Genomic DNA, 22,904 nt, shown 5'->3' with positions numbered 1-22,904 from the left:
TTCGTGCACCATGCGAGATTTCGTGCCATCATCTTTAAACACCCGCGCCACCCGCAACGGCTTCTCGCTGGTCGAGATGATGGTCGTGCTGATGCTCATGGGGCTGCTGGCGTCGGTCGCTGTGCTGTCTTTCCCGGGGGATGACAGGCATCTGCGCAACGAAGCGGAACGCTTTGCCGCGCGCACGGTCGCGGCGCGCGACGAGGCAATCATAGGCGCTCGACCCGTGGCGTTGATCGTCAGCGAGCGTGGCTACTACTTCGAACGGCGTGTCGAGGGGCAATGGCAGCCCATGCCGGGCCGAGGCTTTGACCTCACTGGCTGGGATCAGGGCACCAGCGCGGATGCGGCGAGGCAGCGGATCGTGTTCGATTCGCTGGGCCTTGCCAGCACCGATGCGACTATCAGGCTGAAGCGCGATGACCGTGCGCTGGTCGTTCACTTGCGCCGGGATGGCAAGGTGGCGCTCGATGCCAGTTGAGCGGCGCCCCAACGGCTTCACCCTGCTCGAACTGCTCGTGGCGCTGGCGGTCTTCGCCATCGCAGCCCTGGCGCTGCTGCAGATGGAAGGGGCGAGCATTTCGCGCACGGCCGATCTCGACCAGCGTCTGCTGCGCGAGATCGTCGCACAGAACATGGCGGCAGAGATCCTGACCGACCCCGCGCCGCCACCGGCGGGTTCGGCGAGCGGCACCATCGAGAACGCCGGTCGCCGTTTCCAGTGGACCCGCACCGTGGCGACGCGCACTGACGCCGGCGTGCTCGGAATCACCCTGTCGGTCCGCGAAACGACGCCGGGCGCGCCGAGCCAGGCGTTCACGCTCGATTTCACCCGATTGCCCGGCGCATGACGCAGCCGCAGTCCCGCAACGGCTTTACGCTGGTCGAGATGCTGATCGCGCTCGCCCTGTTCGCGGTCATTGCGGTGGGCGCACTGGGGCTGCTGCGGTTCTCGGTCGATGCTGAGCTTGCCAGTCGCAACAAGACCGAGAGCATTGCCGCGCAGCGCCGCTTCCTGTCGGTCTGGACGGCGGACCTTGCTCAGGCAGTGCCACGGCCATCGCGTGACCGGTCAGGCGCGGCGCATTCGGCCTTCGAGGCCAATCGCGACGGAGTCGTGATCCGCTTCACCCGGAGCGGTTGGGACAATGTCGACGGCGCACCGCGCCCGTCCTTGCAGAAGGTAGAGTATCGCCTCACCGCCAACGCACTGGTCCGTGCAGGCTATCCGTTTCCCGATGGGGCTGTACCTGAGGCAGGGGCCGAAGTCATGCCATTGATCGCCCCGCCAACGGTCCGCTTTCGCACGAAAGACGGCAACTGGCGCGACCGCTGGGAGCCGCAACTTACCACCGAACTCCCCGTCGCGATCGAACTGCTGGTGCCGCAAAAGGGCGTCCCTCCCTTGCGCATCGTCTCGCTCGTGGGGGTGAACTACCAATGAGGCCGGGCGATCCCAGGGAGCGGGGGGCGGCGCTGCTGTCGGTCCTCCTGCTGGTGGCGGTCATGGCGGTGATCGCCGCGCTGATGCTCGATCGCCTGAACCTTGCGGCAAGACTTGCCGCGAACGGGCAGGCGATGACCCAAGCGCGGCTCTACGCTACCAGCGCCGAGACGCTGGCTATGGCGCGAATCAAGGCTCTGGTCGAGACCTCGCAGGAGCGCACGGTGGATCGCACCGGCCTGCTCGGCCGCGATTTCCCGTTGCCCATGGCGCGCGGCGTCGTGACGATCCGCGTGGATGACGCAGGCAACTGCTTCAATCTCAATTCCCTGGTCGAAGCCGATGCACAAGGCACACTGCGCCTGCGTCTCGTCGGCCTGAACCAGATGCGCAGCCTGATGAAGGGCCTTGCGATCCCAGAGGCCGAGGCCGCGATCATCAGCGATTCGATTGCCGACTGGATCGACACCGACAGCACGCCTGCGCCCAATGGTGCCGAGGACGACAGCTATCAGGGGCGGCCCACGCCCTATCGCACCGCCGGCCGCCTGATCGGCGACGTCAGCGAGATTCGCGCCGTCCGGGGCATGACGCCGCAGTTCTATGAACGCTTGCGCCCTTGGCTTTGCGCGCTGCCGGGGGCAGACCTCTCGCCGATCAACGTCAACACTCTGCGCCCCGATCAGGCGCTTCTGCTGACGATGATCGCGCCCACCGCAATCCCGGTGGACCGCGCGCGGGGCCTGCTGGCAGCACGTCCCGCTCTGGGCTGGGCGAGCGCGGACGACGCCTTGCGCGGCATTGGCGGGGAAGGGGCAGCCGGCCTGCCGCTCAACCAGTTGCAGGTGCGCAGCCGTTGGTTCGCGCTGACTCAGTCGGTCACCGTCGATTCGATCACGCTGGACGAACAGGCGCTGATCGATGTGGGCAACGAGCCGCCACGGGTCGCCTTCCGAACCTGGGGTGACCGCTACAACCGATGATTTCCCGGCAAGTCGCACCTAGACGAAATTTCCGCTTCCCTTTCCTGCGCCTTTCTGCAAAGGGGCCTGCCCGCGCAGGATGTTCTTGCGCAGCAATGTGGCGACCGTAGCTCAGCTGGTTAGAGCGCCGGTTTGTGGTACCGGAGGTCGGGGGTTCGAACCCCCTCGGTCGCCCCATTCTCTCCTGACAATTCAGACAATTCGCTGTCCCCGGTTGCCTTCCGGGCTCTAGCCTTTTGGTGTCGGTCGCAGCCATTGCGCTTGCCCCTTTGCGCGCCAAGTGGCAGAGCATGGGCGGACCGGCGGCGGGGGTCGCCGGGAGAAGGATAAGATTGCCCCGCGCCCATGCACGGTTTTGCCAATCCCGCCCGTTTCCTGCGCCTTGCCCGCTGGATGATGCCGCTTTTGCTGGTCTCCGGCCTGCTGCTTTCGATGGGCGCCGTGCTTTACGGCGTGCTCGTTGTTCCGCCTGACCGGTTGATGGGCGAGACGGTGCGCATCCTGTTCATCCACGTGCCTGCCGCCTGGCTGGGTATGGCCGGCTGGTCGACGATCGCCATCGCGAGCCTTGTCGAACTGGTATGGCGCCACCCGCTTGCGGCCATTGCCGGACGCGCAGCGGCGGTGCCCGGAGCCACCTTCACCGCCATCTGCCTTGCCACTGGCTCGATCTGGGCCCGGCCGACGTGGGGCACTTGGTGGGTCTGGGACGGACGGCTGACCAGCTTCCTGATCCTCCTGTTCCTCTATCTCGGCTACATTGCTCTTTCTGGCGCTGCGCAACGCGACATGGCAGGCGGCGGTGGCGGCAGCCGGATCACCGCGATCTTCGGGCTGGTCGGCGCGATCAACATTCCGATCATCAATCGCTCCGTGGTGTGGTGGAACAGCCTGCATCAGCCGCCATCGATCACGGCGGGCAAGTCGTCGATCGACGGCACGTTCCTGTGGCCATTGCTGATCGCTGCGCTGGGTTTCAGCCTCATCTTCGGCGGTGTGATTCTCGCGCGCATGCGCACTCTTCTGGCCGAGATTCAAGCCGAGGCGCGTCTGCGCCGCAAAGCAATGGCATAAGGCAGGCATGCGCGAAGGTCTTGAACAGTGGGATTACGTGGCAGCAGCCCTGGCGATCGGCGTGATCGGCACGCTGCTGCTGGTCGGCTGGACGCTTGCCGCCATGGTGCGGGCAGAGCGTCGCCGGGATAAGGTGAGAGGCAAGTGAGCAGCAGTACTTCCGGCGGCATCAAGCCCAAGCACCAGCGCCTTGTGCTGCTGGTCATCGCGCTGGCTGCGCTGGTGGGGGCAGGGCTGCTCGCAGCCTATGCCCTGTCCAATCAGGCCAGCTACTTCTACGTACCATCCGATCTTGTGAAGGACCGGCCTGAGCAAGGCCGCGCCATCCGCCTTGGCGGTATGGTCGAGAAGGGCTCGCTCAAGACCCGCGCTGATGGGGTAACGATCGATTTCGTCGTCGGAGATGGCAAGGCTCGCGTGCCCGTCCGCTACACCGGCATCACGCCAGACCTTTTCGTCGAAGGCTCTGGCGTCGTCGCTGAGGGGCGCATGGAGGGTGAGACGTTCGTGGCCGACAATCTCCTCGCGAAGCACGACGAAAAGTACGTTCCCCGCCAGATGGGCGACATGACCGCCGCGCAGGCCAAGGAAGTGGTGGCCGAAACCAAATGATCGCTGAAATTGGCCTTGCCGTCCTGTGGATGGCCGCAGCACTTGCCCTGCTCCAGCTCTTTGCCGGCATATCGGCGCTTCGTCCGGGCGGTAAGGCGCTGGCGGGCATGGTCCGTCCGCTTGCCGTCATGCAGGGCGCGCTGGTCGCGGTGTCGTTCCTCGCACTGATCGACCTGTTTCTGGAGACGGACCTGTCGGTCAAGCTGGTCGCGGCCAACAGCCATTCGATGAAGCCGTTCATCTTCAAGCTCGCGGGCACATGGGGCAACCATGAAGGCTCGATGCTGCTGTGGGTGACGATCATGGCCGTCTCGGGGGGGATCGTCGCGCTGGTCGAAAAGCGCCTGCGCGAGGATACGCTGATCGCAACGCTCGCGGGTCAGGCCTTCGTCAGCCTTGGTTTCTATGCCTTCCTGCTGCTGTCCTCGAACCCGTTCGAGCGCCTGCCCGAGCCTGCGCCCGATGGCATGGGCCTCAACCCGCTGTTGCAGGACATCGGCCTCGCCTTCCATCCGCCCACGCTCTACGTCGGCTACGTCGGTCTCTCGGTTGCATTCAGTTTCGCCATCGGCGCGCTGGTTACGCGTGACGTTGGTCCGGCTTTCGCCCGTGCAATGCGGCCGTGGGTGCTAGGCGCGTGGATTTTCCTCACTGTCGGCATTACCGCAGGGTCTTACTGGGCGTACTACACGCTCGGCTGGGGCGGCTGGTGGTTCTGGGACCCGGTCGAAAACGCCTCGCTGATGCCGTGGCTTGCGGCAACGGCCCTGCTGCACTCCGTATCGGTGCTGGCAAGCCGTAACGCCCTGCGCGCATGGACTGTCATGCTGGGCGTGATTGCCTTCTCGATGTCGATGGTCGGCACGTTCCTCGTCCGCTCGGGCATCCTCACTTCGGTGCACGCCTTCGCCGTCGATCCGGAGCGCGGCTCGTTCATTCTTGCGCTGCTGGCGATCTACATTGGCGGCGCACTGGCCCTGTTCGGCATCCGCGCCTCAACAGTGACCGAAGGCGAGCGGTTCAGCCCGTTCAGCCGCGAGGCGAGCCTTGTGTTCAACAACGTGATGCTCTGCGGCATCCTCGGCATCGTCCTGCTGGGCACGCTCTATCCGCTGATGACCGAAGCCTTCGGTGCCAAAGTTTCGGTGGGCCCGCCCTACTTCAACCCTGTGTCGGCGATCTTTGCGATCCCGATGATGATGGTGATGACGGTCGGCCCGCTGCTGCGCTGGCGCAAGGACAATCCGGGGCGCATCACCGCCACGGTCGCGGTGCCGGCATTGCTCGCCGCGCTCGTCCTGCTCGCGGTCGTCGTGCTTGCGCCGGGCATCCGCCTCTTGCCGATGCTGGGCATTGCGGTAGGCGTGGGCCTTGCCGTAGCCAGCTGGTTCCCGCTGCGCGGCCGCAACCTGCGTCGCACCCCGATCAACATCTGGGGCATGGTGATCAGCCACTTCGGCATCGCCGTCGCGCTGCTTGGTGCGGCCAGCGAAAGCGCGTTCTCGACCGAGCGTCTCGCCGCGATGAACGTGGGCGACACGCAGAGCGTCGGGCCCATCGAACTCAAACTCCTCAGCATTGAACCGGTCGCAGGCCCCAACTGGACCGCCCTCGAAGCCACTGTCACCGCCTCATACAAGGGCGGAGAACTGGTCACGCTCCACCCTCAGGCCCGCACGTTCTCTTCGCCTCCGGGCGAGCGCACCGAATCCGCCCTCCACACCCGTTGGAACGGCCAGCTCTACGCTGTGCTGGGCAACGAGGGTGAGGATGGCCGCTGGCAGATGCGCTTCTGGTGGAAGCCGTTCGTGCCGCTGCTGTGGCTTGGCGGTCTGCTCGTCGCGTTCGGCGGGCTGCTCGCCCTGCTTGGCCGTGTTGCCAAGGACATCAAGCGTCTGCGCGTGTTTGACAAGCTCGCCTACCGCAAGTCGCGTCTGGAGCAGCTCAAGTGAGCGAACCTGCCCCCAAACGCCCCGGCCTTGCGATCTGGCTTCCGCTGATCCTGTTTGGCGGGTTCTTCGCACTGGTGATCTGGGGCCTTGTGCGTCCGGCAGACCGGGAAGTCGCCAGTGCCTTCATCGGCAAGCCGCTGCCGCAGTTCGCTCTCGAAGCGGCCGTCGAAGATCGCCCGGGCCTTGCCACCACCGATTTTGCAGTGGGCAAGCCAAAGCTGCTCAACGTCTTCGCCAGCTGGTGCGTGCCTTGCGCGATCGAAAGCCCCCAACTGGCCTCACTCGCCAAGCAGGGTGTTGAGATTGATGGGGTCGCCATTCGTGACCGCCGAGAAGATGTCGCGCGATTCCTTGCCACCAATGGCAATCCCTTCACGCGTATCGGCAAGGATGACCTCTCGCAGGTCCAGCTATCCATCGGCTCTTCGGGCGTGCCCGAGACCTTCGTGATCGATGGCAAGGGCGTGATCCGCTACCAGCACATCGGCGAGATCCGGGAAGAAGACATGCCGCTGATCCTCGAGAAGCTGAAGGAGGCAGGGCAGTGATGCGCCTCTTGCTCGACATTATTCGTCATTCCCGCGAAGGCGGGAATCCATTTCAGCGCGCTGGTCGCTGGATTCCCGCCTTCGCGGGAATGACGATGCGGTTGCTCTTGGCCATCGCCGTCATGTTCGCAGCGCCAATTGCCGCGCAGGATCTGCTGCCGCCCGCACCTTATGCCTACAAGCAGCTGGAAGACCCGGCTCAGGAAGCCAAGGCGCAAGCGCTGATGGAAACGCTGCGCTGCCTCAAGTGCCAGAGCCAGGCGATCTCCGATTCGGACGCGCCGATGGCCGGTGACATGCGCCATCAGGTCCGCACCCGGATCAAGGCGGGTGAGGACCCCGAGGCGATCCGCGCCTGGCTGATCGAGCGCTATGGCGATTACGTGAGCTACGCCCCCCAGAACAAGCCGATCATGTGGCCGCTGTTTGCTGCGCCGCTGGTGATCCTCCTGCTGGCAGCCATCTTGCTGCGCGGGCGTTTCCGCAAAGCTGCCAAGTCGGAGAAGCCCGAATGACCTGGGTTGTCGTCCTCCTGATCGCCGCAGCGGTCTTCAGCCTGCTCGCCTTCGCGCTCAAGATGCCGCGTGCAGCGTGGGAGCTTTCGGGCGCTGCGCTGCTCGTCGGTATTGCAGGCTACGCTTTGCAGGGCTCTCCCGCACAACCCGGCGCCCCCAAGGCCCCGGTCGAAAACAAGCGCGCCGCTGACGAGGCACTGGTCAAGCAACGCCAGCAGATGGGCGACCAGTTCGCCCAAGGCCAGAGCTGGCTGATCCTCGCCGATGGGCTTGCCCGGCAAGGACAGTACGGTGCCGCCGCAGAAGTCCTGCGCAAGGCGACCCAGCAGTTTCCCAAGGACCCAGACCTCTGGGTATCCCTTGGCAACGCACTGGTCGGCCATAGCGATGGCCTGATCACGCCTGCGGCGCAGTTCGCTTTCCAGAAGGCGGCGACGATCGCGCCCGACCATCCCGGTCCGCCGTTCTTCATGGGGCTTGCACTCGCACAATCTGGTCGCCTGGCCGATGCGCGCGCGATGTGGGCTGAACTCCTGCGCCGTTCGCCTGACGATGCGCCCTATCGCGCGGATCTGGTGGAGCGAATCCAGCGGATCGATTCGATCATCGCCCAAAGCTCCGGAGCCGGCACTGCCGGTGCCCCCGTTCCGACCCCGCCGGAAGAACCTGCGTCATCTGGCCAAGCAGCTGAATAATCTTGCAAAATATGGCGCGAGGAACGTCGTTCCCTGCCGTTCGTTAGGTACCGGCAGATGCGCATCCCAGCCCATTGCAGGGCCATTGGGGCAGTGCTAAAGCGCCGCGCCGTTTCCGCCGTTCCGGCGCAAGCGTTCGAGGCTTTGAGGCCGGGGGCACCGTTGCCATGAGTGATGCCGTTAGCGATGCGGAACGTACCAGCGCGGCTGCGCCTGCGCATGCCGTTACCCATCCGGCAGGCCATGCCCACGGGGGACATTCTCACGGTTCGCTGATGAAGCTGGCGGTCGGCGCCATCGGCGTCGTCTTCGGCGATATCGGCACCAGCCCGCTCTACGCCTTGCGCGATACGTTCGCCGGGCATCACAAGCTTCCACTCGACCTGCTGCACATCTACGGCATCATCAGCCTGATGTTCTGGTCGATGATGATCATCGTGACGTTCAAGTACGTCTCGATCATCATGCGTGCCGACAACAAGGGTGAAGGCGGCAGCCTCGCGCTGCTCGCGCTGATCAACCAGCACACCGACGGCAAGCGCTGGGGCAAGGGCATCATCCTTCTCGGGGTGTTTGCAACCGCTCTGTTCTACGGTGATTCCATGATCACCCCGGCGGTTTCGGTGATGGGCGCCATCGAAGGTGTCGCAGTCTACCGGCCCGACCTGCATCCGCTGATCGTGCCGCTCGTCGTCGGCATTCTTATCGGCCTGTTCTTCATCCAGAGCCGCGGCACCGAAAAGGTCGCCACCTTCTTCGGCCCGATCATGCTGCTCTATTTCGGCACGATCGCCGTGCTCGGCGCCCTGAGCATTGCGCAATATCCGCAAGTGATAAGCGCGCTGAGCCCGCATCATGCCGTGACCATGTTTTTCGCCGACCCCTACCGGGGCTTTCTGGCCATGGGTGCGGCCGTGCTGGCGGTGACGGGTGCAGAGGCGCTCTACGCGGACATGGGCCACTTCGGACGCAGCCCCATCCGCATCTCGTGGCTGGTCTTCGTGCTGCCGGCGCTGGTGCTGAACTACCTCGGACAGGCCTCGCTCTTGATCCGCAATCCGGCCGCGCTCGAGAGCCCGTTCTATTACCTGGCGCCTGAGTGGTTCCAGTGGCCGCTGCTGTTCATCGCCTCATGCGCGGCGGTCATTGCCTCGCAGGCCGTGATCTCCGGCGCGTTCTCGGTGACGCAGCAGGCGATCCAGCTCGGCTTCATTCCGCGCATGACGATCAAGCACACCTCCACGGCGGCGGGCCAGATCTACATCCCGGTGATCAACTGGGCGCTGATGATTGCGGTGATCCTGCTGGTTCTGGTGTTCCAGCGCTCGTCCAACCTCACCGCCGCCTATGGCATCGCGGTGACAGGGGCCATGCTGATCGACAACTTCCTGCTCGCCGTCGTGCTGTTCAAACTGTGGCAGTGGAAGGCGCCGGTGGCCATTGCCATGCTCGCGCTGTTCTTCACGATCGACGGGGCCTACCTCGGCGCGAACATGACCAAGATCCCCGATGGCGGCTGGGTGCCGCTGGTCATGGGCGTGGCAATCTTCACGCTGCTGACCACCTGGTCGCGCGGACGTGCGCTGATGCGCGAGAACATGGCCGAAGGCACGATCCCGCTCGAGGTCTTCACCAAGTCTGCCCACTCCAGCGCCGCCCGTGTTTCCGGAACGGCGATCTTCATGGCCTCGACCGCCGCAGGCGTGCCCTCGGCGCTGCTGCACAACATCAAGCACAACAAAGTCCTGCACGAACGCGTGGTGATCCTGACTGTCTCGATCGAGGACGTTCCCTACGTCGATCCCGAGGAGCGCTATTCGGTGAAGGACTTCGGCAACGGCTTCTACCGATTGACCCTGCGCTTCGGTTTCCTTGAGGAGACCGACGTTCCTGCCGCGCTTCAGGGCGTAAGCATGTGCGGTGAGCCGTTCAACATGATGAAGACCAGCTTCTTCCTCTCACGCCAGACGCTCATTCCGTCCGACAAGCCGGGCATGGCGCTGTGGCGCGAGAAGCTGTTTGCCTGGATGCTGCGCAATGCCGCCAGCGCGATGGAGTTCTTCCGCTTGCCGACCAACCGTGTCGTCGAACTGGGCAGCCAGTTGAAGATCTGACGCCTGCGTTCAGCTACTCGCTTCGTCGTGCTTTTGCCTTCAGCCCCTTGGATTTCTGCGTAAATCCGTTAGCTATCGTTAACTCGGGCCAACAGGGGCGCAGGAATGTCCGATAGCGCGCTGCTGCGCGAAATCCTTGATGCACAGCTGGAAACGGTCTGCCGGTTCAGGGCGGATGGCACGATCCTGTTCGTCAATCGCGCCTATGCCCGCACGCTGGAGCATGAGCCCCAGGACCTGACCGGGCGAAACCTGTGGGACTTCGTCAGTGGCGAGGATCAGGAACACGTTCGCGAGATGCTCCGGCATCTCACGCCCGAACAGCCCGAACTCACTATCGAGAACCGGTTCGAGACCGCCAGCGGCACTCGCTGGATGCTGTGGCGAAATCATGCGCTGGAATTTGATTACGAAGGCGCATGGTCGGTCGCACAGTCCACCGGGATCGACATCACTGAACGCAAGCAGCTGGAAGAACGGCTTGAACTGCTGGTCGGGGAACTCAATCATCGGGTAAAGAATACGCTCATGGTGGTGCAGGCCATGGCGCATCAGACGTTCCGCAGCGCAGACGCACCAGATCGGAAGGTCTCGACCTTCACCAATCGGCTCTCGGCCCTGTCTGGTGCCCACGATGCGCTGAGCCGGACGAATTGGGCAGGCGCATGCCTTTCCGATATCGTGCGGCAGGGGCTGCTCATCTGTGGCCCGGATGACTTGCGTGTGGATATTGCGGGACCCGACGTCGTCATGCCGGCAAGCGCCACGGTCTCGCTTGTCATGGTGCTGCATGAGCTTGCGACCAACGCGATGAAGTACGGCGCGCTGTCGGGCCTCGCCGGACGCGTTTCCGTGCGATGGTCCGTGCGGGACGACGGCATGGTCGAATTTGATTGGGTGGAGAGCGGTGGACCCGTGGTAACGCCGCCTTCGCGAAAAGGCTTTGGTTCACGTCTGCTGACAGAAGCGGTGCCACGTCAGCTCGGCGGACGTGTCAATCTCGAGTACGACGCCAGGGGGCTGCGATGCCAGATCGCGGTTCCGCAGGACAGGATGGCACAATGATCGACGGCAAGCGCATTCTGGTGGTCGAGGACGAATTCATCGTCGCTGCCATGCTGTGCGATACACTTGAAGACAATGGCGCGGTGCCGCTCGGACCTGTCGGACGTGTCGCCGAGGGTCTGGTCATGATCGCTGAAGGCGGCGTCGATGCCGCAGTGCTGGACTGGAACCTCGCTGGCGAGCCGGGAACGCCGCTGGCCGAAGCACTTGCCGAGCGGGGCATCCCGTTCGTCATTGCCACGGGATATGGTTCTGTAGAGCCGCCGTTCGCGGATCGTCCGATCCTGGGAAAGCCCTATATCTCGGCCAATCTGATCGAGAAGCTTTCGGCCTTGTTCTAGGCCGTAAACTCATAAAGGGCACCATCGAGGTTTGAGGCAAAACGGCCAGGTGCAAGGAAGGAGGGCGCAGGAATATGTCGATATTTCAAGCCCGACTGACGCAGCAGATGGCCGTTTTGGTCAAATCCCGAAGGGACGCCAGAATGGCTTCCATCTCGAACCGAAACGCCCTTACAGGGGCAACCAGCCCCTGCGGCGGACCTTTGGGCCCGATATGTTCGCCATTCTGGCGCCTCGATGGTGCGCTTTATGAGTTTACGACCTAGGGAAAAGCCGGAGCGGCGTGGCCGCCCCGGCGTTCGTCACGTCAGTCCTTCTTGGCTTCCGCGACGGATTCGTTGTGCAGGCTGGCTTCGGCTTCAGCCGCCTCCTGCTTGGTCTTGGCTGCCGCATTGTCGGCCATTTCGTCGGTCTTGGCAGCTGCGTCATCTACGGCTGCGGCTGCCTTGCTGCCGAGTTCATCGGTTGCAGCGGCAGCCTTGTCGGCTGCGTTCGCGACGTCGTTACCAGCGGATTCCGCAGTCGTGGCGGCCGAATCCTGCGTCTTTTCAGAGCAGGCCGAAAGCGTAAGCGCAGTGGCCGCAGCAGCGGCGAAATGTGTGAACTTGCGCATGTGGTGGAAAACTCCCCTTATCGTGTAGCACCCGCAAGGCGGGTCGAAGGAGTAACGCACGAAAGCGCATTGTTATCCCGCTGCGGGTTTTGCGTGTGCAGCGGCTCGCCGGGGCAAAGAAAAAGGCGCAGCGTCACCAGACGCCGCGCCCTTTTCAGGCTCGCTTGATCGCAGGGATCAGCCGAGGTTTGCGCTCACCATGCAATAGAGCATCGGCAGCGACAGCAGCAGGTTCGTGCGGCTGGCGGCAAGGGCGCGCGGAGCGGCAGCAGCCTTCTCTTCAGCCGAAGCTTCGACGATGCCGAGAATCTTCTTCTGGGCGGGCCAGATGATGAACCACACGTTGAACGCCATGATGATCGCCAGCCACATGCCAAGGCCGATCAGGTTCACGTTGTCTTCACCCGAGAAAGTGAGGGCAGCATGGCCATAGCCGTTGACGATCGAGATCGCGAGGCCGGTGAGCACGGTCAGCAGCGCGGCGTAGCGGAAGAAGAAGAAGACCTTCGGTGCGATATGCCCGGTGATCGCGCCCTTCTGCTCGGCGGGGATCTTGGGCATGGTCGGCACCTGGACGAAGTTCAGGTAATAAAGCAGACCGATCCAGAGGATGCCGAAGAACGTGTGGAGCCAGCGCAGCACCGAGTTTGCATCGAGCGGAACGAACTCCCCGTAGCCCACCATCACTGCAATGGCTGCGACGAGGCCGACGACAAGTACGAGATGAAGATTGCCAAAGAACTTGGCCATGAGATTTCCCCCTTATGGTGCAACCGTCGTATGGCGGGAGCACGACCATGCCCCCACGGTTGGCGCACATATTAGGCGCTGTGATGCAAATGTCACACGAAATTAGGGGCAGGCAGAGTGCTGGCGTCGGCAGGACGTTCAATCGTGCGGCGGGTTCTGCTCGACGTCGGTTTCGGCCTCGACCGCAAGCCCGTGCTTCATCAGCATCGGAATCTGCGCGAAAGTGAACAGGAAGGACAGCGTGGTGACGCCCCAGAGCTTGGCCTGAAGCCAGATTTCAAAATTGCCGTTCTGCGTGTTGAAGAAGTAGCGCAGCACTTCGTTGAGAGCGGCGAGGAACAGGAAGAAGAACGCCCAGTTGCGCGAAAGTTTGAGCCAGCCCTGCTCGTCCAGTCCGTCGAACGCGGCTTCCAGCAGATAGCGCAGCATCGCTTTGCCTCGGGCGAGCCCGGCAAATAGGACAGCGGCAAACAGCAGGTAGATCGCGGTCGGCTTGACCTGGATCCAGAACGGATCGCCCAGCAGGACCGTCAGCGTGCCAAATCCGAGGATCAGCACCGTCGACAGCCAGAGCATCGGCGAGATCTTGCCAAGGCGCAGCTTCGAGATGATCAGCGCCGCGACGGTCGCGACCATGAACGCCGCCGTGCCCTTGGTCACCGCCACCACTTCGGCAAGCCCCGCATCGCCACCATCGCGCTTGAAATGGCGATAGGCGAGGAAGAACACGAGCAGCGGGCCGTAGTCCACCAGCAGGTTGACCCAGGAGGACTTTGGCTTCGTCTCGGACTTCTTCTGGACTTCGCTCACCGGAACACTCCCGCGATGACCTTGGCGACGAGGTCGGGGTCGAAGGGCCGCAGGTCGTCGATCTTTTCGCCCACACCGATGGCGTGGATCGGCAACCCGTACTGCTCTGCTGCTGCAACCAGAACGCCGCCGCGCGCGGTGCCGTCCAGCTTGGTCATGATAAGCCCGGTCACGCCCGCCACCTCCTTGAAGATCTCGATCTGCTGCAGCGCATTCTGCCCGTTGGTGGCATCGAGCACCAGCACCACGTCATGCGGCGCTTCGGGGTTCAGGCGGCCAAGCACGCGGCGCACCTTGGCCAGCTCGTCCATCAGCTCGCGCTTGTTCTGCAGGCGTCCTGCGGTATCGACGATCAGCGTATCGATGCCGGTGTCGGTCGCGGTCTTCACCGCATCGAACACGATGGCCGCAGGGTCGCCCCCTTCCGGCCCGGTCACGATCGGCACGCCAAGCCGCTCGGCCCACACCTTGAGCTGGCCGATGGCAGCCGCGCGGAAGGTGTCGCCCGCTGCCAGCATGACGCCGTAGTCCTGCTCCTGGAACAGGTGGGCCAGCTTGGCGATGGTCGTGGTCTTTCCCGATCCGTTCACGCCGATCACGAGGATCACTTGCGGGCGCGGGAAGGCGACGATCTCGAGCGGCTTGGCCACGGGGCGCAGGATCGCAGCGATTTCCTCGGCGACGGCTTCCTTCAAGCCCTGCTCGTCCACGCCGTTCTCGAACCGTGCGCCCTTCAGTCGTTCGCGGATGCGCCCTGCTGCACGCGGGCCGAGGTCCGAAAGGATCAGCGCATCTTCGATATCGTCAAGCTGCGCCTCGGTCAGGCGCGAGGCACCGACAATGCCGCCGAGGTTCTCGGCGAGCCGCTCGGACGTCTTGCGGAAGCCCCCGAGGATTCGATCGGACCAGCTTTCGCCACTCATTCCAGTATTCCTTCAACGATCTTTGTCGGCGTCACCATGACAAGGCTGCCCACCGGAGTGCCTTGCGGAACGCGATAGCTTGCAAAGTGTCCCGCATGGCCGGTTCCATCGCGCTCGGCAAGCACCTGTGCCGGATGGCTGAGCAATGAGGCGAGCCAGCGCGCACGTTGATCGGCAACGGCAGCGCGCACCTCGGCGGCCCGCTCGCGCACGATCACCGGCTCGACTTGCGGCATTCGCGCCGCTGGCGTGCCGGGGCGGGGGGAATAGGGGAACACGTGGCCATGGACGATGCCGCACTCGCGCACGATCGAGACGTTGTCGGCATGCATTTCGGGAGTTTCGGTTGGAAAACCCGCGATCAGGTCTGCGCCAATGGCAATCTCGGGCCGGAGCGCCTTCATCTGCTGCACCAGCCTGATCGCCTGCTCGCGAGAATGCCGCCGCTTCATCCGCTTGAGGATCATGTCGCTGCCCGATTGCAGCGAGAGGTGGACGTGCGGCATCACGCGTCGTTCGGTGGTGATCAGGTCGAACAGCAGCGGGTCGATTTCCACCCCGTCGAGCGAGGACAGGCGCAGGCGGGGCAGGGCGGGGAAGGCGTTCAGGATCGCCGAAACCAGATCGCCAAGGCGCGGCTCGCCCGGCAGGTCCGCCCCCCACGAGGTGACGTCCACGCCCGTCAGCACGACTTCGCCGACGCCGTCATGCCGGGCGATGGCCTCGATCACGTCAGCCACGGCAAGTGAAGCGCTGCTGCCGCGGCCTTGCGGGATGATACAGAACGTGCAGGCATGATCGCAGCCGTTCTGCACCGGGATGAAAGCGCGGGTATGCTTGCTCGTCTCGGTGCAAATGACCGGCTTCCTGCCATCGCTTGTATGCCAGGCTGCCGGTTTCAGCTTGTCGGCATTGGGCACCACTGCATCGACCTCGGCCATGGCGGCAAAGGCGTCCTGTTCAATCGTTGCCGCGCAGCCCGTAACCACCAGACGCGCATCGGGATTTTCGCGCCGCAGCCGCCGCACCGCACGGCGCGACTGGCGCACGGCTTCTGCCGTCACCGCGCAGGAATTGACCACGACCGTCGGCGGACCATCGGCGAGAAACCCGCGTATCGCCTCGCTTTCCGCAATGTTGAGGCGGCAGCCCAGAGAGACGATCGGCCCGCTCATGCCGGGAAGTCGGTGTCCTCGAACGATCCTTCGAAGCTCAGCGCGGCAGGGCCGGTCATCTCGATGGTGCCGCCTTTGGGCCAGGCAATCGTCAGCGGTCCGCCGGGCAGGTCCACCCGGACCTTGCGGCCGGTCAGCTTGCGGCGCATGGCGGCGACGGCCGTGGCACATGCCCCGGTGCCGCAAGCCCGCGTCAGGCCCGCACCACGCTCCCACACCCGCAGCTTGAGGTGGTCAGGGCCGACCACGCTGGCGACATTGACGTTCACGCGTTCGGGAAAAACCGGGTCATTTTCAATACTTGGACCCAGTCTTTCGAGGTCGACGGCATCGGCATCCGGCACGAAAAATACCGCGTGAGGGTTGCCGACATTGACGCCGACGGGATTCTCCAACTCTTCCCAGCCAACCGGCAACTCCAAGGTATCCATGGCATAACTCAGGGGTATCTCTTGCCAGCCAAAGCGGGGCGAACCCATATCGACCGACACCCCTTCCACACCCGCTTCGGAGCGAATGAGGCCACCGAGCGTCTCGATGCTCTGGGTGCCGCCAAGGAGAAGTCCAACAGCGCGGCTGGCATTGCCGCAGGCTTCGACCTCGCTGCCATCATTGTTGAAGATCCGCATCCGCACATTCGCGACATCAGACGGTTCGAGCACGATCAGCTGATCACAGCCGATGCCGGTGCGGCGGTCGGCCAGTGCGGCAGCGCGCCGCGTGGTCATGGGAACCGGCGCCTCGCGGGCGTCGATCACGACGAAATCGTTGCCGAGGCCGTGCATCTTGCGGAAGGAAATGCGCATGGCGCGCGACTTAGGGATTCGTGCGCTTCATGGCAATGCAAAGAGCCGAATTCAGGCTGTTGCCGAGCGAGGTGTCTCTTCCGTGGCTTCGACTTCCGGAGCCGAGGGCAGCATTTTGCTGTCGGCGAGCAGGGCGCGGACTGCGTCGGCATCGGCGGGCTGGCCATAGAGGAAGCCCTGCCCCTTGAACGAGCCATATTTGCGCAGCTCGTCCAGAACCTCCGGCGTCTCGATTCCCTCGGCGGTGATCGGCAGGTCCATGCCCTTGCCGAGCGAGGAGATCGCCTCGATGATTGTCGCGCTGTCCTTGTTCTTGCCGAGATTCGACACGAAGAAGCGGTCGATCTTGATCTGGTCGAACGGCAGGGTGCGCAATTGCGCGAGGCTTGAATAGCCCGTGCCGAAATCGTCGAGGCTGATGCGGATGCCCTGGTTCTTTAGGCTGGTGATCAGCGTGCGGACCACGCCGATGTTCTCGTGCAGGCAGGTCTCGGTGATCTCGATGTCGAGGCGGTGCGGGGGGAAGTTGGCTTCCACCAGCAGCTTGAGCAGCTTCTGCGCAAACCACGGATCGCGCAACTGAAGCGGCGAGATGTTTACCGAAAGCGTGAGCTTCGGGTCCCACTCGCGCGCATCGCGCAGTGCCTGACGGATGAGGTTTTCCGAAAGCTCCGAGATCAGGCCGATCTCCTCGGCAATCGGGATGAACAGTTCGGGGCTCAGAAGGCCGTGCTTGGGGCTTTTCCAGCGGGCCAGCATTTCGAAGCCCGCCAGTTCGCCGGTATCGAGATCGATCTGCTTTTCGTAATAGGGGACGAACTCGCCCCGCGGAATCCCCTCGCGGATGCCGCGTTCCAGTTCGCTGCGGAAGCGCAGTTCGCTTTCCATGTTGTGTTCGAACCAGCAGTAGCGGTTCCGTCCGGCCTTCTTTGCCTGGTACATAGCAAGGTCGGCGCGGTGCAGCAGCGTTTCGGCAAGGATCGCCTGATCGGCGGGCGTGGTGTTGGCAAGGCCGATCGACGCGGTAACCTCCAGCGACATGCCATCGACATCGACCGGTCGAGCGATCGAGGCGTTGAGCCGGATCATCAGCCGGTCGATCGCTTCGGCATGGTCGGGATCGTAAATCGCGGCGAAGGCGAACTCGTCGCCGCCGAGACGCGCCATGATCGAGCGTTCGGGCAGGATCGCGCGGATGCGTTCGGCGGTGTGGAGCAACACGGCGTCGCCCGCCTGATGGCCGTGGACGTCGTTCGAGCGCTTGAAGTTGTCGAGGTCCATCATCATCGCCACGACCTCGTGACCGGTGGTGCGGGCCGTCTGGATCATGTCCTGCAAGGCAGGGCCGATGCTGCGGCGGTTGAGGCAGCCGGTCAGCGGATCGGTGTGGGCGAGCTTGTGGGCAGTCTCTTCGGCCTCGCGACGCTGATCGACCTCGCGTGTCAGATCGACGTAGCGGCGCCAGCCAAACAACAGCAGCGCGATGTTGAGGACCAACGCGGTGCCAAGCATCGGTTCGCGCGGACGCGTACCGGTGGCGAGTGCCTGCAGAAAATCGTGCAGCACGGAGGAACCGTTGGCGACGAACAGCAGAACCGCGGCAACGATGATGCCGAGCCCCACGAAATCGTGGGGGTTGCGATGGCCCGACGGGTCTGTCCCCTCGCTCGTGAGTGGTCCCGGACCTGCTGGTCCTGCGTTTAGCGGCGCTGTCGCCATACCCCTGCTTTCGCCTTCCTCCGCGCCGCAGACCGGTCCCTGTCGGACGTGCCTTTGGCCCTACGGCGTTAGAGGTAGGGGAACGTCCTGAAGTTTTGGTTAAGGCCGTCCTTAACCTCGCGGTGTTCCGGGCGTCCGGCAGCATGGTCTGGCATGGGACCGGGCCAATCCGCTTGCCTTCGGGCGCAAGCAAGGCTAAGGGCCGCCCCTGCAAGCGCCTTTGCGTCTTGCGGATTCGACAACGGCCCCTGTTCAGGATGCCACACGCTGGTCGGCGAGGTTTCGCCCACCGGCGTTTTTCGCGTTACGCGAAAATGGCATGCGATCAAGGGCATGGTGATGGGAACGACGCGTGTTCGATAGTCTGTCAGACCGGCTTGGAGGCGTATTCGACCGCCTGCGCGGCCGCGGCGCGCTGCGTGAGGAAGACGTCCTTGCGGCCATGCGCGAAGTGCGCATCGCGCTGCTCGAAGCCGACGTTGCGCTGCCCGTTGTTCGCCGTTTCATCGATTCCGTTTCCGAGCAGGCCGTCGGCCAGTCGGTCCTGAAGTCGGTTACTCCCGGCCAGCAGGTCGTCAAGATCGTCAACGATGCGCTGGTCGAGATGCTCGGCGGTGGCACCGCTGAGCTTGACCTTAATGCCGCGCCGCCGGTCGTGATCATGATGGTCGGCCTGCAGGGTTCGGGCAAGACGACCAGCACCGCCAAGATCGCCAAGCTGCTGAAGGAAAAGCAGGGCAAGAAGGTCCTGATGGCCTCGCTGGACGTAAACCGTCCGGCGGCGCAGGAGCAGCTCAAGGTGCTGGGTGAGCAGGCGGGCGTTGCCACGCTGCCGATCATCGCAGGCCAGATGCCGGTCGACATTGCCACGCGCGCGGTGAATGCCGCCAAGCTGCAGGCTGTCGACGTGCTTCTGCTCGACACCGCAGGCCGTCTCCACGTCGACCAGTCGCTGATGGACGAGATGAAGGCGGTCGCCGCCGTCTCGGTGCCGCGCGAAACGCTGCTCGTCGTTGACTCGCTGACGGGTCAGGACGCGGTCAACGTCGCGCAGTCGTTCTCGGGCGAGGTTGATCTTACCGGTGTCGTGCTGACCCGCATGGACGGCGACGCGCGCGGTGGTGCGGCGCTGTCGATGCGCGCGGTCACCGGCAAGCCGATCAAGTTTGCCGGCACCGGCGAAAAGCTCGACGCAATCGAACCGTTCCACCCGGAACGCGTGGCGGGCCGCATCCTCGGCATGGGCGACATTGTCTCCATCGTCGAGAAGGCGGCGGCGACGATCGATGCCGAAGATGCCGAAAAGCTGGCGCAGCGCATGTCGAAGGGGCAGTTCGACATGAACGACCTTCGCACCCAGCTGCGGCAGATGCAGAACATGGGCGGTCTTGGCGTTCTGGCGGGCATGATGCCCGGCATGAAGAAGGCCAAGGCGGCGATGGCGCAGTCCGGCATGGACGACAAGGTGCTGCTGCGCATGGACGCGATCATCGGTTCGATGACGCCCAAGGAGCGCGAGAAGCCCGAACTCTTGAACGCCAAGCGCAAGATCCGCGTGGCCAAGGGCTCCGGCACGCAAGTGCAGGACGTCAACAAGCTTCTGAAGATGCATCAGGAAATGGCCAAGGCCATGAAGCAGATCAAGAAGATGGGCGGCCTCAAGGGGCTGGGCGCGCTGTTCGGCAAGGGTGGCCTTGGTGCCGCCATGCCGGGGCTCGACCAGCAAATGGGTCCCGGAGGCCTCGGTGGTCTTGGGGGAGGCATGGGCGGGGGCGGACTGCCCGGCCTCGGTTCCGGGGGGCTTCCCGGCAACCTTGGTGACCTGCTCAAGAAGCGCTGAATTTCCTGAAGTTTCCCGATTAATACAGTTTCGCTGAAAGGTTGATCAAATGTCTGTTTCTCTTCGTCTTTCGCGTGGTGGCTCGAAGAAGCGCCCGTACTACAAGGTCGTCGTCTCCAACAGCCGCGCCCCGCGCGACGGCAAGTACCTGGAGCAGGTTGGCACCTACAACCCGCTGCTGGCCAAGGACGATGAAAACCGCGTCCGTCTGGTCGAAGACCGCGTGCGCTACTGGCTCGGCGTTGGCGCCCAGCCGACCGACCGCGTTGCCCGCATGCTCGACAAGGCCGGCATCAAGGAGCGCAAGGCTACCAACAACCCGCAGGCTGGTGAACCCGGCAAGAAGGCCAAGGAGCGCGCCGAGGAAAAGGCCGAGAAGGCTCGTGAAGCCGCTGAAGCTGCTGCTGCCGCATCGGCCGCTCCCGTGGCTGAAGAAGCTCCGGCTGAAGCCGCTGCTGAAGAGCAGACGGAAGCCTGATGCTGCTTCTCCCCTCCCGCAAGCGGGAGGGGCTGGGGGTGGGCCTGCACAGCGCAGTGCCCTCCCGCGCCCACCCCAAACCCCTCCCGCCTGCGGGAGGGGCTGCGCATGGCTGAGCGGCAGGTTGTTCTCGCCGCCATCATCGGCGCGCATGGAGTGGCGGGCGAGGTCCGCTTGAAGCTGTTCGGTGAAGGCGCGGGCGCGTTGAAGCGTTACCGCGCCTTCAACGATTCTGCGCTTACCGTCACGTCGATGCGCGATGACGGCAAGGGCGGCGCAATTGCCCGCTTTGCCGAAGTCACTGATCGCACGGCGGCGGAAAAGCTGCGCGGCACGGCATTGACGGTGCCCCGCTCCTCGCTCCCGCCACTGGCCGAGGGCGAATATTACCACGCCGACCTGCTCGGCCTGCCTGCGGTATCGACCGAGGGCGAGACGCTTGGCGAATGCGTCGGCGTCGAAAACTTCGGCGCGGGCGACGTGATCGAGATCCGCAAGGCCGACGGCAAGACCTTCATGGTGCCGATGAAGCCGCAAGCGGTTCCGGAATGGACCGACGAGCGGATTGTGATTGAGGCGGGCTGGGCGGAGTAGTATATACATTGCGTATATACGGAGGCCGTGATGGCGGAAGACGGCAAGGTTCGCGAAGAACGCAAGAAATTCAACATGCGGGTGTTTGGTTCTGCCCCTTGGCTGAAAACCATCGAGAAGCAGCGTCACCGCACCAAGGTGTTCAGGTCGGGTAATTCTCTTGCCGTCCGCATCCCGGCTGGCACAAAGCTTTCCGCCGGAATGGAGATGGACCTTTTGGTCGAGGATGGGCAGTTCCTTTCCTACGAGCCTGTCGAGCAGCCCAAGCGGATGTTCAACATTGCCAAGGTTGCGGGCTCTGCGACGAGCCTCAAGCCGATCCGGCGCGAGGATCGGGTCTTCGAAGATCGCCCGTTGCGCAGCCGTGATCCTTCAAAGGACGGGCAGTGAAATACCTGCTCGACAGCAACATCATCATCGCGCTGGTCATGAATCAGGATGCGGGCGTCTATGCGCGTGCTTCGCAATGCGAGGCGGGCGAGATGGTGACGTCGGCGATCTGTTACGCCGAGGTCGCCTTTGGATCGGCGAACGAAAAGCCACCTGCGACTGAGCAGCTTAGGGCGTTCGTGGAGGAAGTGCCGGTGCTGGACTTCGATTTCAAGGCGACGCAGGCTTATGCAGAACTCCCGTTCAAGCGCGCGAGCTATGACCGGCTGATCGCGGCGCATGCACTGTCGCACGGGTTGATCGTGGTGACGGACAACGAAGCGGACTTCCGGGATGTGCCGGGGTTGGTGGTTGAGAACTGGACGGTTTGATGTCCTCGACTTTGGACCGGGTCATGGAGATTGTCGCTGAACAGACAGGTGTGCGGCGGGATCGACTGACTTTTGCGTCTGCGATTGATCAGGATATCGGCATATCCGGTGGTGACGTCGAAGACCTTGCCGAAGCACTCGCGCAGGAGTTTGGCGATCAAGTGTGGCAATGGCCTTGGCAGCGTTTCGCTTTGCTCGATGAAGGCATATCCCCATTGGCTCCATTCTGGCTGGTCTGGCGCTTGATCACATGGCCGATCCGGGGGCGGCTTTTCGACCCCAGCCCCTACGAGCGGCTGGAGCTGGGGCACATTGCGAAAGTGATCGAAGCAGGCCATTGGCTGGAACCATGACCTTCGCCGCCACAGTCCTCACCCTTTACCCCGAGATGTTCCCCGGCCCGCTTGGCGTCAGTCTTGCCGGGCGCGCGTTGCGGGAGGGGACGTGGGCGATGGATGCGGTGCAGATTCGGGACTTTGCCATCGACAGGCACAGGACCGTCGACGACACGCCGGCAGGGGGCGGGGCGGGGATGGTGTTACGGGTGGATGTGCTTTCCAAAGCCATCGACCATGCGCGGGAAAGCCACCCCGGCTGCCCTGTGATCGCCATGACTCCCCGCGGCAAGCCGCTGACGCAGGAGCGCGTTCGGGAGCTTGCCGAGGGGCCTGGCGTGATCGTCCTCTGTGGCCGGTTCGAGGGGTTTGACGAGCGGATTTTCGAGGGGAGAGAGGTCGAGGAAGTCTCGGTCGGCGACATCGTGCTTTCGGGCGGGGAATGTGCCGCGCTGATGCTGCTCGACGCTTGCATTCGGCTGCTTCCCGGCGTAATGGGCGCGGCTTCTAGCGGGCATGAGGAGTCGTTCGAGAACGGCCTCCTTGAATACCCGCACTACACCCGACCTGCTGAGTGGGAAGGGCGCACGATCCCTGAAGTGCTGCGATCGGGGGATCATGCGAAGATCGCGGCTTGGCGCAAGTCACAGTCCGAGATCGACACACGGTTACGCAGGCCGGACCTTTGGGAGCGCCACATCGGCGCTCGGGTCCAGTCTGCCTCTGGCGCGCAGCGTGAAGTGCAGGACGATTGAAA

The 22,904-nt window shown here is 63.8% G+C and carries 28 protein-coding genes and 1 tRNA gene; 22 read left to right on the top strand and 7 right to left on the bottom strand.

Going from position 1 to position 22,904, the window contains the following annotated elements; translation table 11 throughout:
• The first annotated feature begins 22 nt into the window (after positions 1-22).
• From ACZ1JX_RS09305 to ACZ1JX_RS09235, 15 genes are all read left to right on the top strand, one after another.
• Positions 23-481: a GspH/FimT family pseudopilin gene (locus tag ACZ1JX_RS09305; protein ID WP_465123281.1), complete on the top strand. Its 459-nt coding sequence runs from the start codon at positions 23-25 to the stop codon at positions 479-481.
• Complete coding sequence (gene gspI, locus ACZ1JX_RS09300) at positions 471-851, top strand: type II secretion system minor pseudopilin GspI (protein WP_465123280.1); 381 nt, start codon at positions 471-473, stop codon at positions 849-851. The genes ACZ1JX_RS09305 and gspI overlap by 11 nt, the downstream gene beginning before the upstream one ends.
• Positions 848-1,444 (top strand): type II secretion system minor pseudopilin GspJ, encoded by a 597-nt coding sequence (gspJ, locus tag ACZ1JX_RS09295; RefSeq protein ID WP_465123279.1) that lies wholly within the window; start codon positions 848-850, stop codon positions 1,442-1,444. The genes gspI and gspJ overlap by 4 nt, the downstream gene beginning before the upstream one ends.
• Positions 1,441-2,427, top strand: coding sequence for a type II secretion system minor pseudopilin GspK (gene gspK, locus ACZ1JX_RS09290; RefSeq protein WP_465123278.1), 987 nt, complete (start codon positions 1,441-1,443; stop codon positions 2,425-2,427). Before gspJ ends, gspK begins: the two co-directional genes overlap by 4 nt.
• 100 nt (positions 2,428-2,527) lie before the next feature.
• Positions 2,528-2,604, top strand: a tRNA-His gene (locus ACZ1JX_RS09285).
• Between the two features lie 168 nt (positions 2,605-2,772).
• Positions 2,773-3,501 (top strand): heme ABC transporter permease CcmC, encoded by a 729-nt coding sequence (gene ccmC / locus ACZ1JX_RS09280; RefSeq protein ID WP_465123277.1) that lies wholly within the window; start codon positions 2,773-2,775, stop codon positions 3,499-3,501.
• A 7-nt stretch (positions 3,502-3,508) separates the two neighbouring features.
• Entirely contained in the window at positions 3,509-3,649 is a 141-nt protein-coding gene (locus ACZ1JX_RS09275; RefSeq protein WP_465123276.1) for a hypothetical protein, read from the top strand.
• The gene (ccmE, locus tag ACZ1JX_RS09270) at positions 3,646-4,113 is read left to right on the top strand and encodes a cytochrome c maturation protein CcmE (protein WP_465123275.1); all 468 of its coding nucleotides are present in this window, start codon (positions 3,646-3,648) and stop codon (positions 4,111-4,113) included. The genes ACZ1JX_RS09275 and ccmE overlap by 4 nt, the downstream gene beginning before the upstream one ends.
• Complete coding sequence (locus tag ACZ1JX_RS09265) at positions 4,110-6,065, top strand: heme lyase CcmF/NrfE family subunit (protein WP_465123274.1); 1,956 nt, start codon at positions 4,110-4,112, stop codon at positions 6,063-6,065. The genes ccmE and ACZ1JX_RS09265 overlap by 4 nt, the downstream gene beginning before the upstream one ends.
• Positions 6,062-6,613, top strand: a complete 552-nt coding sequence (locus tag ACZ1JX_RS09260) for a DsbE family thiol:disulfide interchange protein (protein WP_465123273.1) — start codon at positions 6,062-6,064, stop codon at positions 6,611-6,613. The genes ACZ1JX_RS09265 and ACZ1JX_RS09260 overlap by 4 nt, the downstream gene beginning before the upstream one ends.
• Positions 6,614-6,708: 95 nt before the next feature.
• Complete coding sequence (locus ACZ1JX_RS09255; protein ID WP_465126386.1) at positions 6,709-7,128, top strand: cytochrome c-type biogenesis protein; 420 nt, start codon at positions 6,709-6,711, stop codon at positions 7,126-7,128.
• Positions 7,125-7,823 (top strand): tetratricopeptide repeat protein, encoded by a 699-nt coding sequence (locus tag ACZ1JX_RS09250; protein WP_465123272.1) that lies wholly within the window; start codon positions 7,125-7,127, stop codon positions 7,821-7,823. The genes ACZ1JX_RS09255 and ACZ1JX_RS09250 overlap by 4 nt, the downstream gene beginning before the upstream one ends.
• A gap of 167 nt (positions 7,824-7,990) precedes the next feature.
• Positions 7,991-9,937 carry a potassium transporter Kup gene (locus ACZ1JX_RS09245; RefSeq protein ID WP_465123271.1) on the top strand — a complete coding sequence of 649 codons (1,947 nt, stop codon included), beginning with the start codon at positions 7,991-7,993 and terminating at the stop codon, positions 9,935-9,937.
• A 105-nt stretch (positions 9,938-10,042) separates the two neighbouring features.
• A complete protein-coding gene (locus ACZ1JX_RS09240; RefSeq protein ID WP_465123270.1) occupies positions 10,043-11,002 on the top strand; it encodes a sensor histidine kinase in 960 nt (319 codons plus the stop codon).
• Positions 10,999-11,343: a response regulator gene (locus ACZ1JX_RS09235; RefSeq protein WP_465123269.1), complete on the top strand. Its 345-nt coding sequence runs from the start codon at positions 10,999-11,001 to the stop codon at positions 11,341-11,343. Before ACZ1JX_RS09240 ends, ACZ1JX_RS09235 begins: the two co-directional genes overlap by 4 nt.
• A 307-nt stretch (positions 11,344-11,650) precedes the next feature.
• Here the strand turns inward: ACZ1JX_RS09235 and ACZ1JX_RS09230 are convergent, their stop codons facing one another.
• The 7 genes from ACZ1JX_RS09230 to ACZ1JX_RS09200 all read right to left on the bottom strand — a co-directional run bounded on the left by ACZ1JX_RS09230 (position 11,651) and on the right by ACZ1JX_RS09200 (position 18,139).
• On the bottom strand, positions 11,651-11,956 hold the full coding sequence (locus ACZ1JX_RS09230) for a hypothetical protein (RefSeq protein WP_465123268.1): 306 nt from the start codon (positions 11,954-11,956) through the stop codon (positions 11,651-11,653).
• A gap of 177 nt (positions 11,957-12,133) precedes the next feature.
• Complete coding sequence (locus ACZ1JX_RS09225; RefSeq protein ID WP_465123267.1) at positions 12,134-12,706, bottom strand: urate hydroxylase PuuD; 573 nt, start codon at positions 12,704-12,706, stop codon at positions 12,134-12,136.
• Between the two features lie 138 nt (positions 12,707-12,844).
• Positions 12,845-13,516: an inner membrane-spanning protein YciB gene (locus ACZ1JX_RS09220; RefSeq protein ID WP_465123266.1), complete on the bottom strand. Its 672-nt coding sequence runs from the start codon at positions 13,514-13,516 to the stop codon at positions 12,845-12,847.
• Positions 13,513-14,439, bottom strand: a complete 927-nt coding sequence (gene ftsY / locus ACZ1JX_RS09215) for a signal recognition particle-docking protein FtsY (protein ID WP_465123265.1) — start codon at positions 14,437-14,439, stop codon at positions 13,513-13,515. Before ftsY ends, ACZ1JX_RS09220 begins: the two co-directional genes overlap by 4 nt.
• Positions 14,436-15,614 (bottom strand): MiaB/RimO family radical SAM methylthiotransferase, encoded by a 1,179-nt coding sequence (locus tag ACZ1JX_RS09210; RefSeq protein ID WP_465123264.1) that lies wholly within the window; start codon positions 15,612-15,614, stop codon positions 14,436-14,438. The genes ftsY and ACZ1JX_RS09210 overlap by 4 nt, the downstream gene beginning before the upstream one ends.
• Positions 15,611-16,420 (bottom strand): diaminopimelate epimerase, encoded by an 810-nt coding sequence (gene dapF, locus ACZ1JX_RS09205; RefSeq protein ID WP_465123263.1) that lies wholly within the window; start codon positions 16,418-16,420, stop codon positions 15,611-15,613. The genes ACZ1JX_RS09210 and dapF overlap by 4 nt, the downstream gene beginning before the upstream one ends.
• Before the next feature lie 51 nt (positions 16,421-16,471).
• Complete coding sequence (locus ACZ1JX_RS09200) at positions 16,472-18,139, bottom strand: putative bifunctional diguanylate cyclase/phosphodiesterase (RefSeq protein ID WP_465123262.1); 1,668 nt, start codon at positions 18,137-18,139, stop codon at positions 16,472-16,474.
• Positions 18,140-18,491: 352 nt separating this feature from the next.
• On the opposite strand from ACZ1JX_RS09200, the gene ffh reads away from it, so the two are divergent.
• From ffh to trmD, 7 genes are all read left to right on the top strand, one after another.
• Positions 18,492-19,979, top strand: coding sequence for a signal recognition particle protein (gene ffh, locus ACZ1JX_RS09195; RefSeq protein ID WP_465123261.1), 1,488 nt, complete (start codon positions 18,492-18,494; stop codon positions 19,977-19,979).
• 49 nt (positions 19,980-20,028) lie between these two features.
• Positions 20,029-20,457 (top strand): 30S ribosomal protein S16, encoded by a 429-nt coding sequence (rpsP, locus tag ACZ1JX_RS09190; RefSeq protein ID WP_465123260.1) that lies wholly within the window; start codon positions 20,029-20,031, stop codon positions 20,455-20,457.
• A gap of 108 nt (positions 20,458-20,565) precedes the next feature.
• Positions 20,566-21,051, top strand: a complete 486-nt coding sequence (gene rimM / locus ACZ1JX_RS09185) for a ribosome maturation factor RimM (protein WP_465123259.1) — start codon at positions 20,566-20,568, stop codon at positions 21,049-21,051.
• 30 nt (positions 21,052-21,081) lie between these two features.
• Positions 21,082-21,441: an AbrB/MazE/SpoVT family DNA-binding domain-containing protein gene (locus ACZ1JX_RS09180; protein WP_465126385.1), complete on the top strand. Its 360-nt coding sequence runs from the start codon at positions 21,082-21,084 to the stop codon at positions 21,439-21,441.
• A complete protein-coding gene (locus ACZ1JX_RS09175; protein ID WP_465123258.1) occupies positions 21,438-21,812 on the top strand; it encodes a PIN domain-containing protein in 375 nt (124 codons plus the stop codon). Before ACZ1JX_RS09180 ends, ACZ1JX_RS09175 begins: the two co-directional genes overlap by 4 nt.
• 23 nt (positions 21,813-21,835) lie before the next feature.
• Positions 21,836-22,165, top strand: coding sequence for an acyl carrier protein (locus tag ACZ1JX_RS09170; RefSeq protein WP_465123257.1), 330 nt, complete (start codon positions 21,836-21,838; stop codon positions 22,163-22,165).
• Positions 22,162-22,902 (top strand): tRNA (guanosine(37)-N1)-methyltransferase TrmD, encoded by a 741-nt coding sequence (gene trmD / locus ACZ1JX_RS09165; RefSeq protein WP_465123256.1) that lies wholly within the window; start codon positions 22,162-22,164, stop codon positions 22,900-22,902. Before ACZ1JX_RS09170 ends, trmD begins: the two co-directional genes overlap by 4 nt.
• Positions 22,903-22,904: the final 2 nt, after the last annotated feature.

This window comes from Novosphingobium sp. BL-A-41-Hi4A-0G (assembly GCF_055521735.1).
The sequence above is the reverse complement of the archived record's forward strand: the minus strand, read 5'-3'. Positions and strand labels throughout refer to the sequence as shown.

Bases quoted from the DNA above. Each gene is read 5' to 3' on its own strand.
- ACZ1JX_RS09235 (WP_465123269.1), top strand. From the start codon at position 10,999: ATGATCGACGGCAAGCGCATTCTGGTGGTCGAGGACGAATTCATCGTC.
- ACZ1JX_RS09225 (WP_465123267.1), bottom strand. From the start codon at position 12,706: ATGGCCAAGTTCTTTGGCAATCTTCATCTCGTACTTGTCGTCGGCCTC.
- ACZ1JX_RS09275 (WP_465123276.1), top strand. From the start codon at position 3,509: ATGCGCGAAGGTCTTGAACAGTGGGATTACGTGGCAGCAGCCCTGGCG.
- ccmC (WP_465123277.1), top strand. From the start codon at position 2,773: ATGCACGGTTTTGCCAATCCCGCCCGTTTCCTGCGCCTTGCCCGCTGG.
- trmD (WP_465123256.1), top strand. From the start codon at position 22,162: ATGACCTTCGCCGCCACAGTCCTCACCCTTTACCCCGAGATGTTCCCC.
- ACZ1JX_RS09170 (WP_465123257.1), top strand. From the start codon at position 21,836: ATGGAGATTGTCGCTGAACAGACAGGTGTGCGGCGGGATCGACTGACT.
- ACZ1JX_RS09265 (WP_465123274.1), top strand. From the start codon at position 4,110: ATGATCGCTGAAATTGGCCTTGCCGTCCTGTGGATGGCCGCAGCACTT.
- ACZ1JX_RS09255 (WP_465126386.1), top strand. From the start codon at position 6,709: ATGCGGTTGCTCTTGGCCATCGCCGTCATGTTCGCAGCGCCAATTGCC.
- gspJ (WP_465123279.1), top strand. From the start codon at position 848: ATGACGCAGCCGCAGTCCCGCAACGGCTTTACGCTGGTCGAGATGCTG.
- ACZ1JX_RS09180 (WP_465126385.1), top strand. From the start codon at position 21,082: ATGGCGGAAGACGGCAAGGTTCGCGAAGAACGCAAGAAATTCAACATG.
- ACZ1JX_RS09230 (WP_465123268.1), bottom strand. From the start codon at position 11,956: ATGCGCAAGTTCACACATTTCGCCGCTGCTGCGGCCACTGCGCTTACG.
- gspI (WP_465123280.1), top strand. From the start codon at position 471: ATGCCAGTTGAGCGGCGCCCCAACGGCTTCACCCTGCTCGAACTGCTC.
- ACZ1JX_RS09250 (WP_465123272.1), top strand. From the start codon at position 7,125: ATGACCTGGGTTGTCGTCCTCCTGATCGCCGCAGCGGTCTTCAGCCTG.
- rpsP (WP_465123260.1), top strand. From the start codon at position 20,029: ATGTCTGTTTCTCTTCGTCTTTCGCGTGGTGGCTCGAAGAAGCGCCCG.
- gspK (WP_465123278.1), top strand. From the start codon at position 1,441: ATGAGGCCGGGCGATCCCAGGGAGCGGGGGGCGGCGCTGCTGTCGGTC.
- ftsY (WP_465123265.1), bottom strand. From the start codon at position 14,439: ATGAGTGGCGAAAGCTGGTCCGATCGAATCCTCGGGGGCTTCCGCAAG.
- ACZ1JX_RS09210 (WP_465123264.1), bottom strand. From the start codon at position 15,614: ATGAGCGGGCCGATCGTCTCTCTGGGCTGCCGCCTCAACATTGCGGAA.
- ACZ1JX_RS09240 (WP_465123270.1), top strand. From the start codon at position 10,043: ATGTCCGATAGCGCGCTGCTGCGCGAAATCCTTGATGCACAGCTGGAA.
- dapF (WP_465123263.1), bottom strand. From the start codon at position 16,420: ATGCGCATTTCCTTCCGCAAGATGCACGGCCTCGGCAACGATTTCGTC.
- rimM (WP_465123259.1), top strand. From the start codon at position 20,566: ATGGCTGAGCGGCAGGTTGTTCTCGCCGCCATCATCGGCGCGCATGGA.
- ACZ1JX_RS09245 (WP_465123271.1), top strand. From the start codon at position 7,991: ATGAGTGATGCCGTTAGCGATGCGGAACGTACCAGCGCGGCTGCGCCT.
- ACZ1JX_RS09200 (WP_465123262.1), bottom strand. From the start codon at position 18,139: ATGGCGACAGCGCCGCTAAACGCAGGACCAGCAGGTCCGGGACCACTC.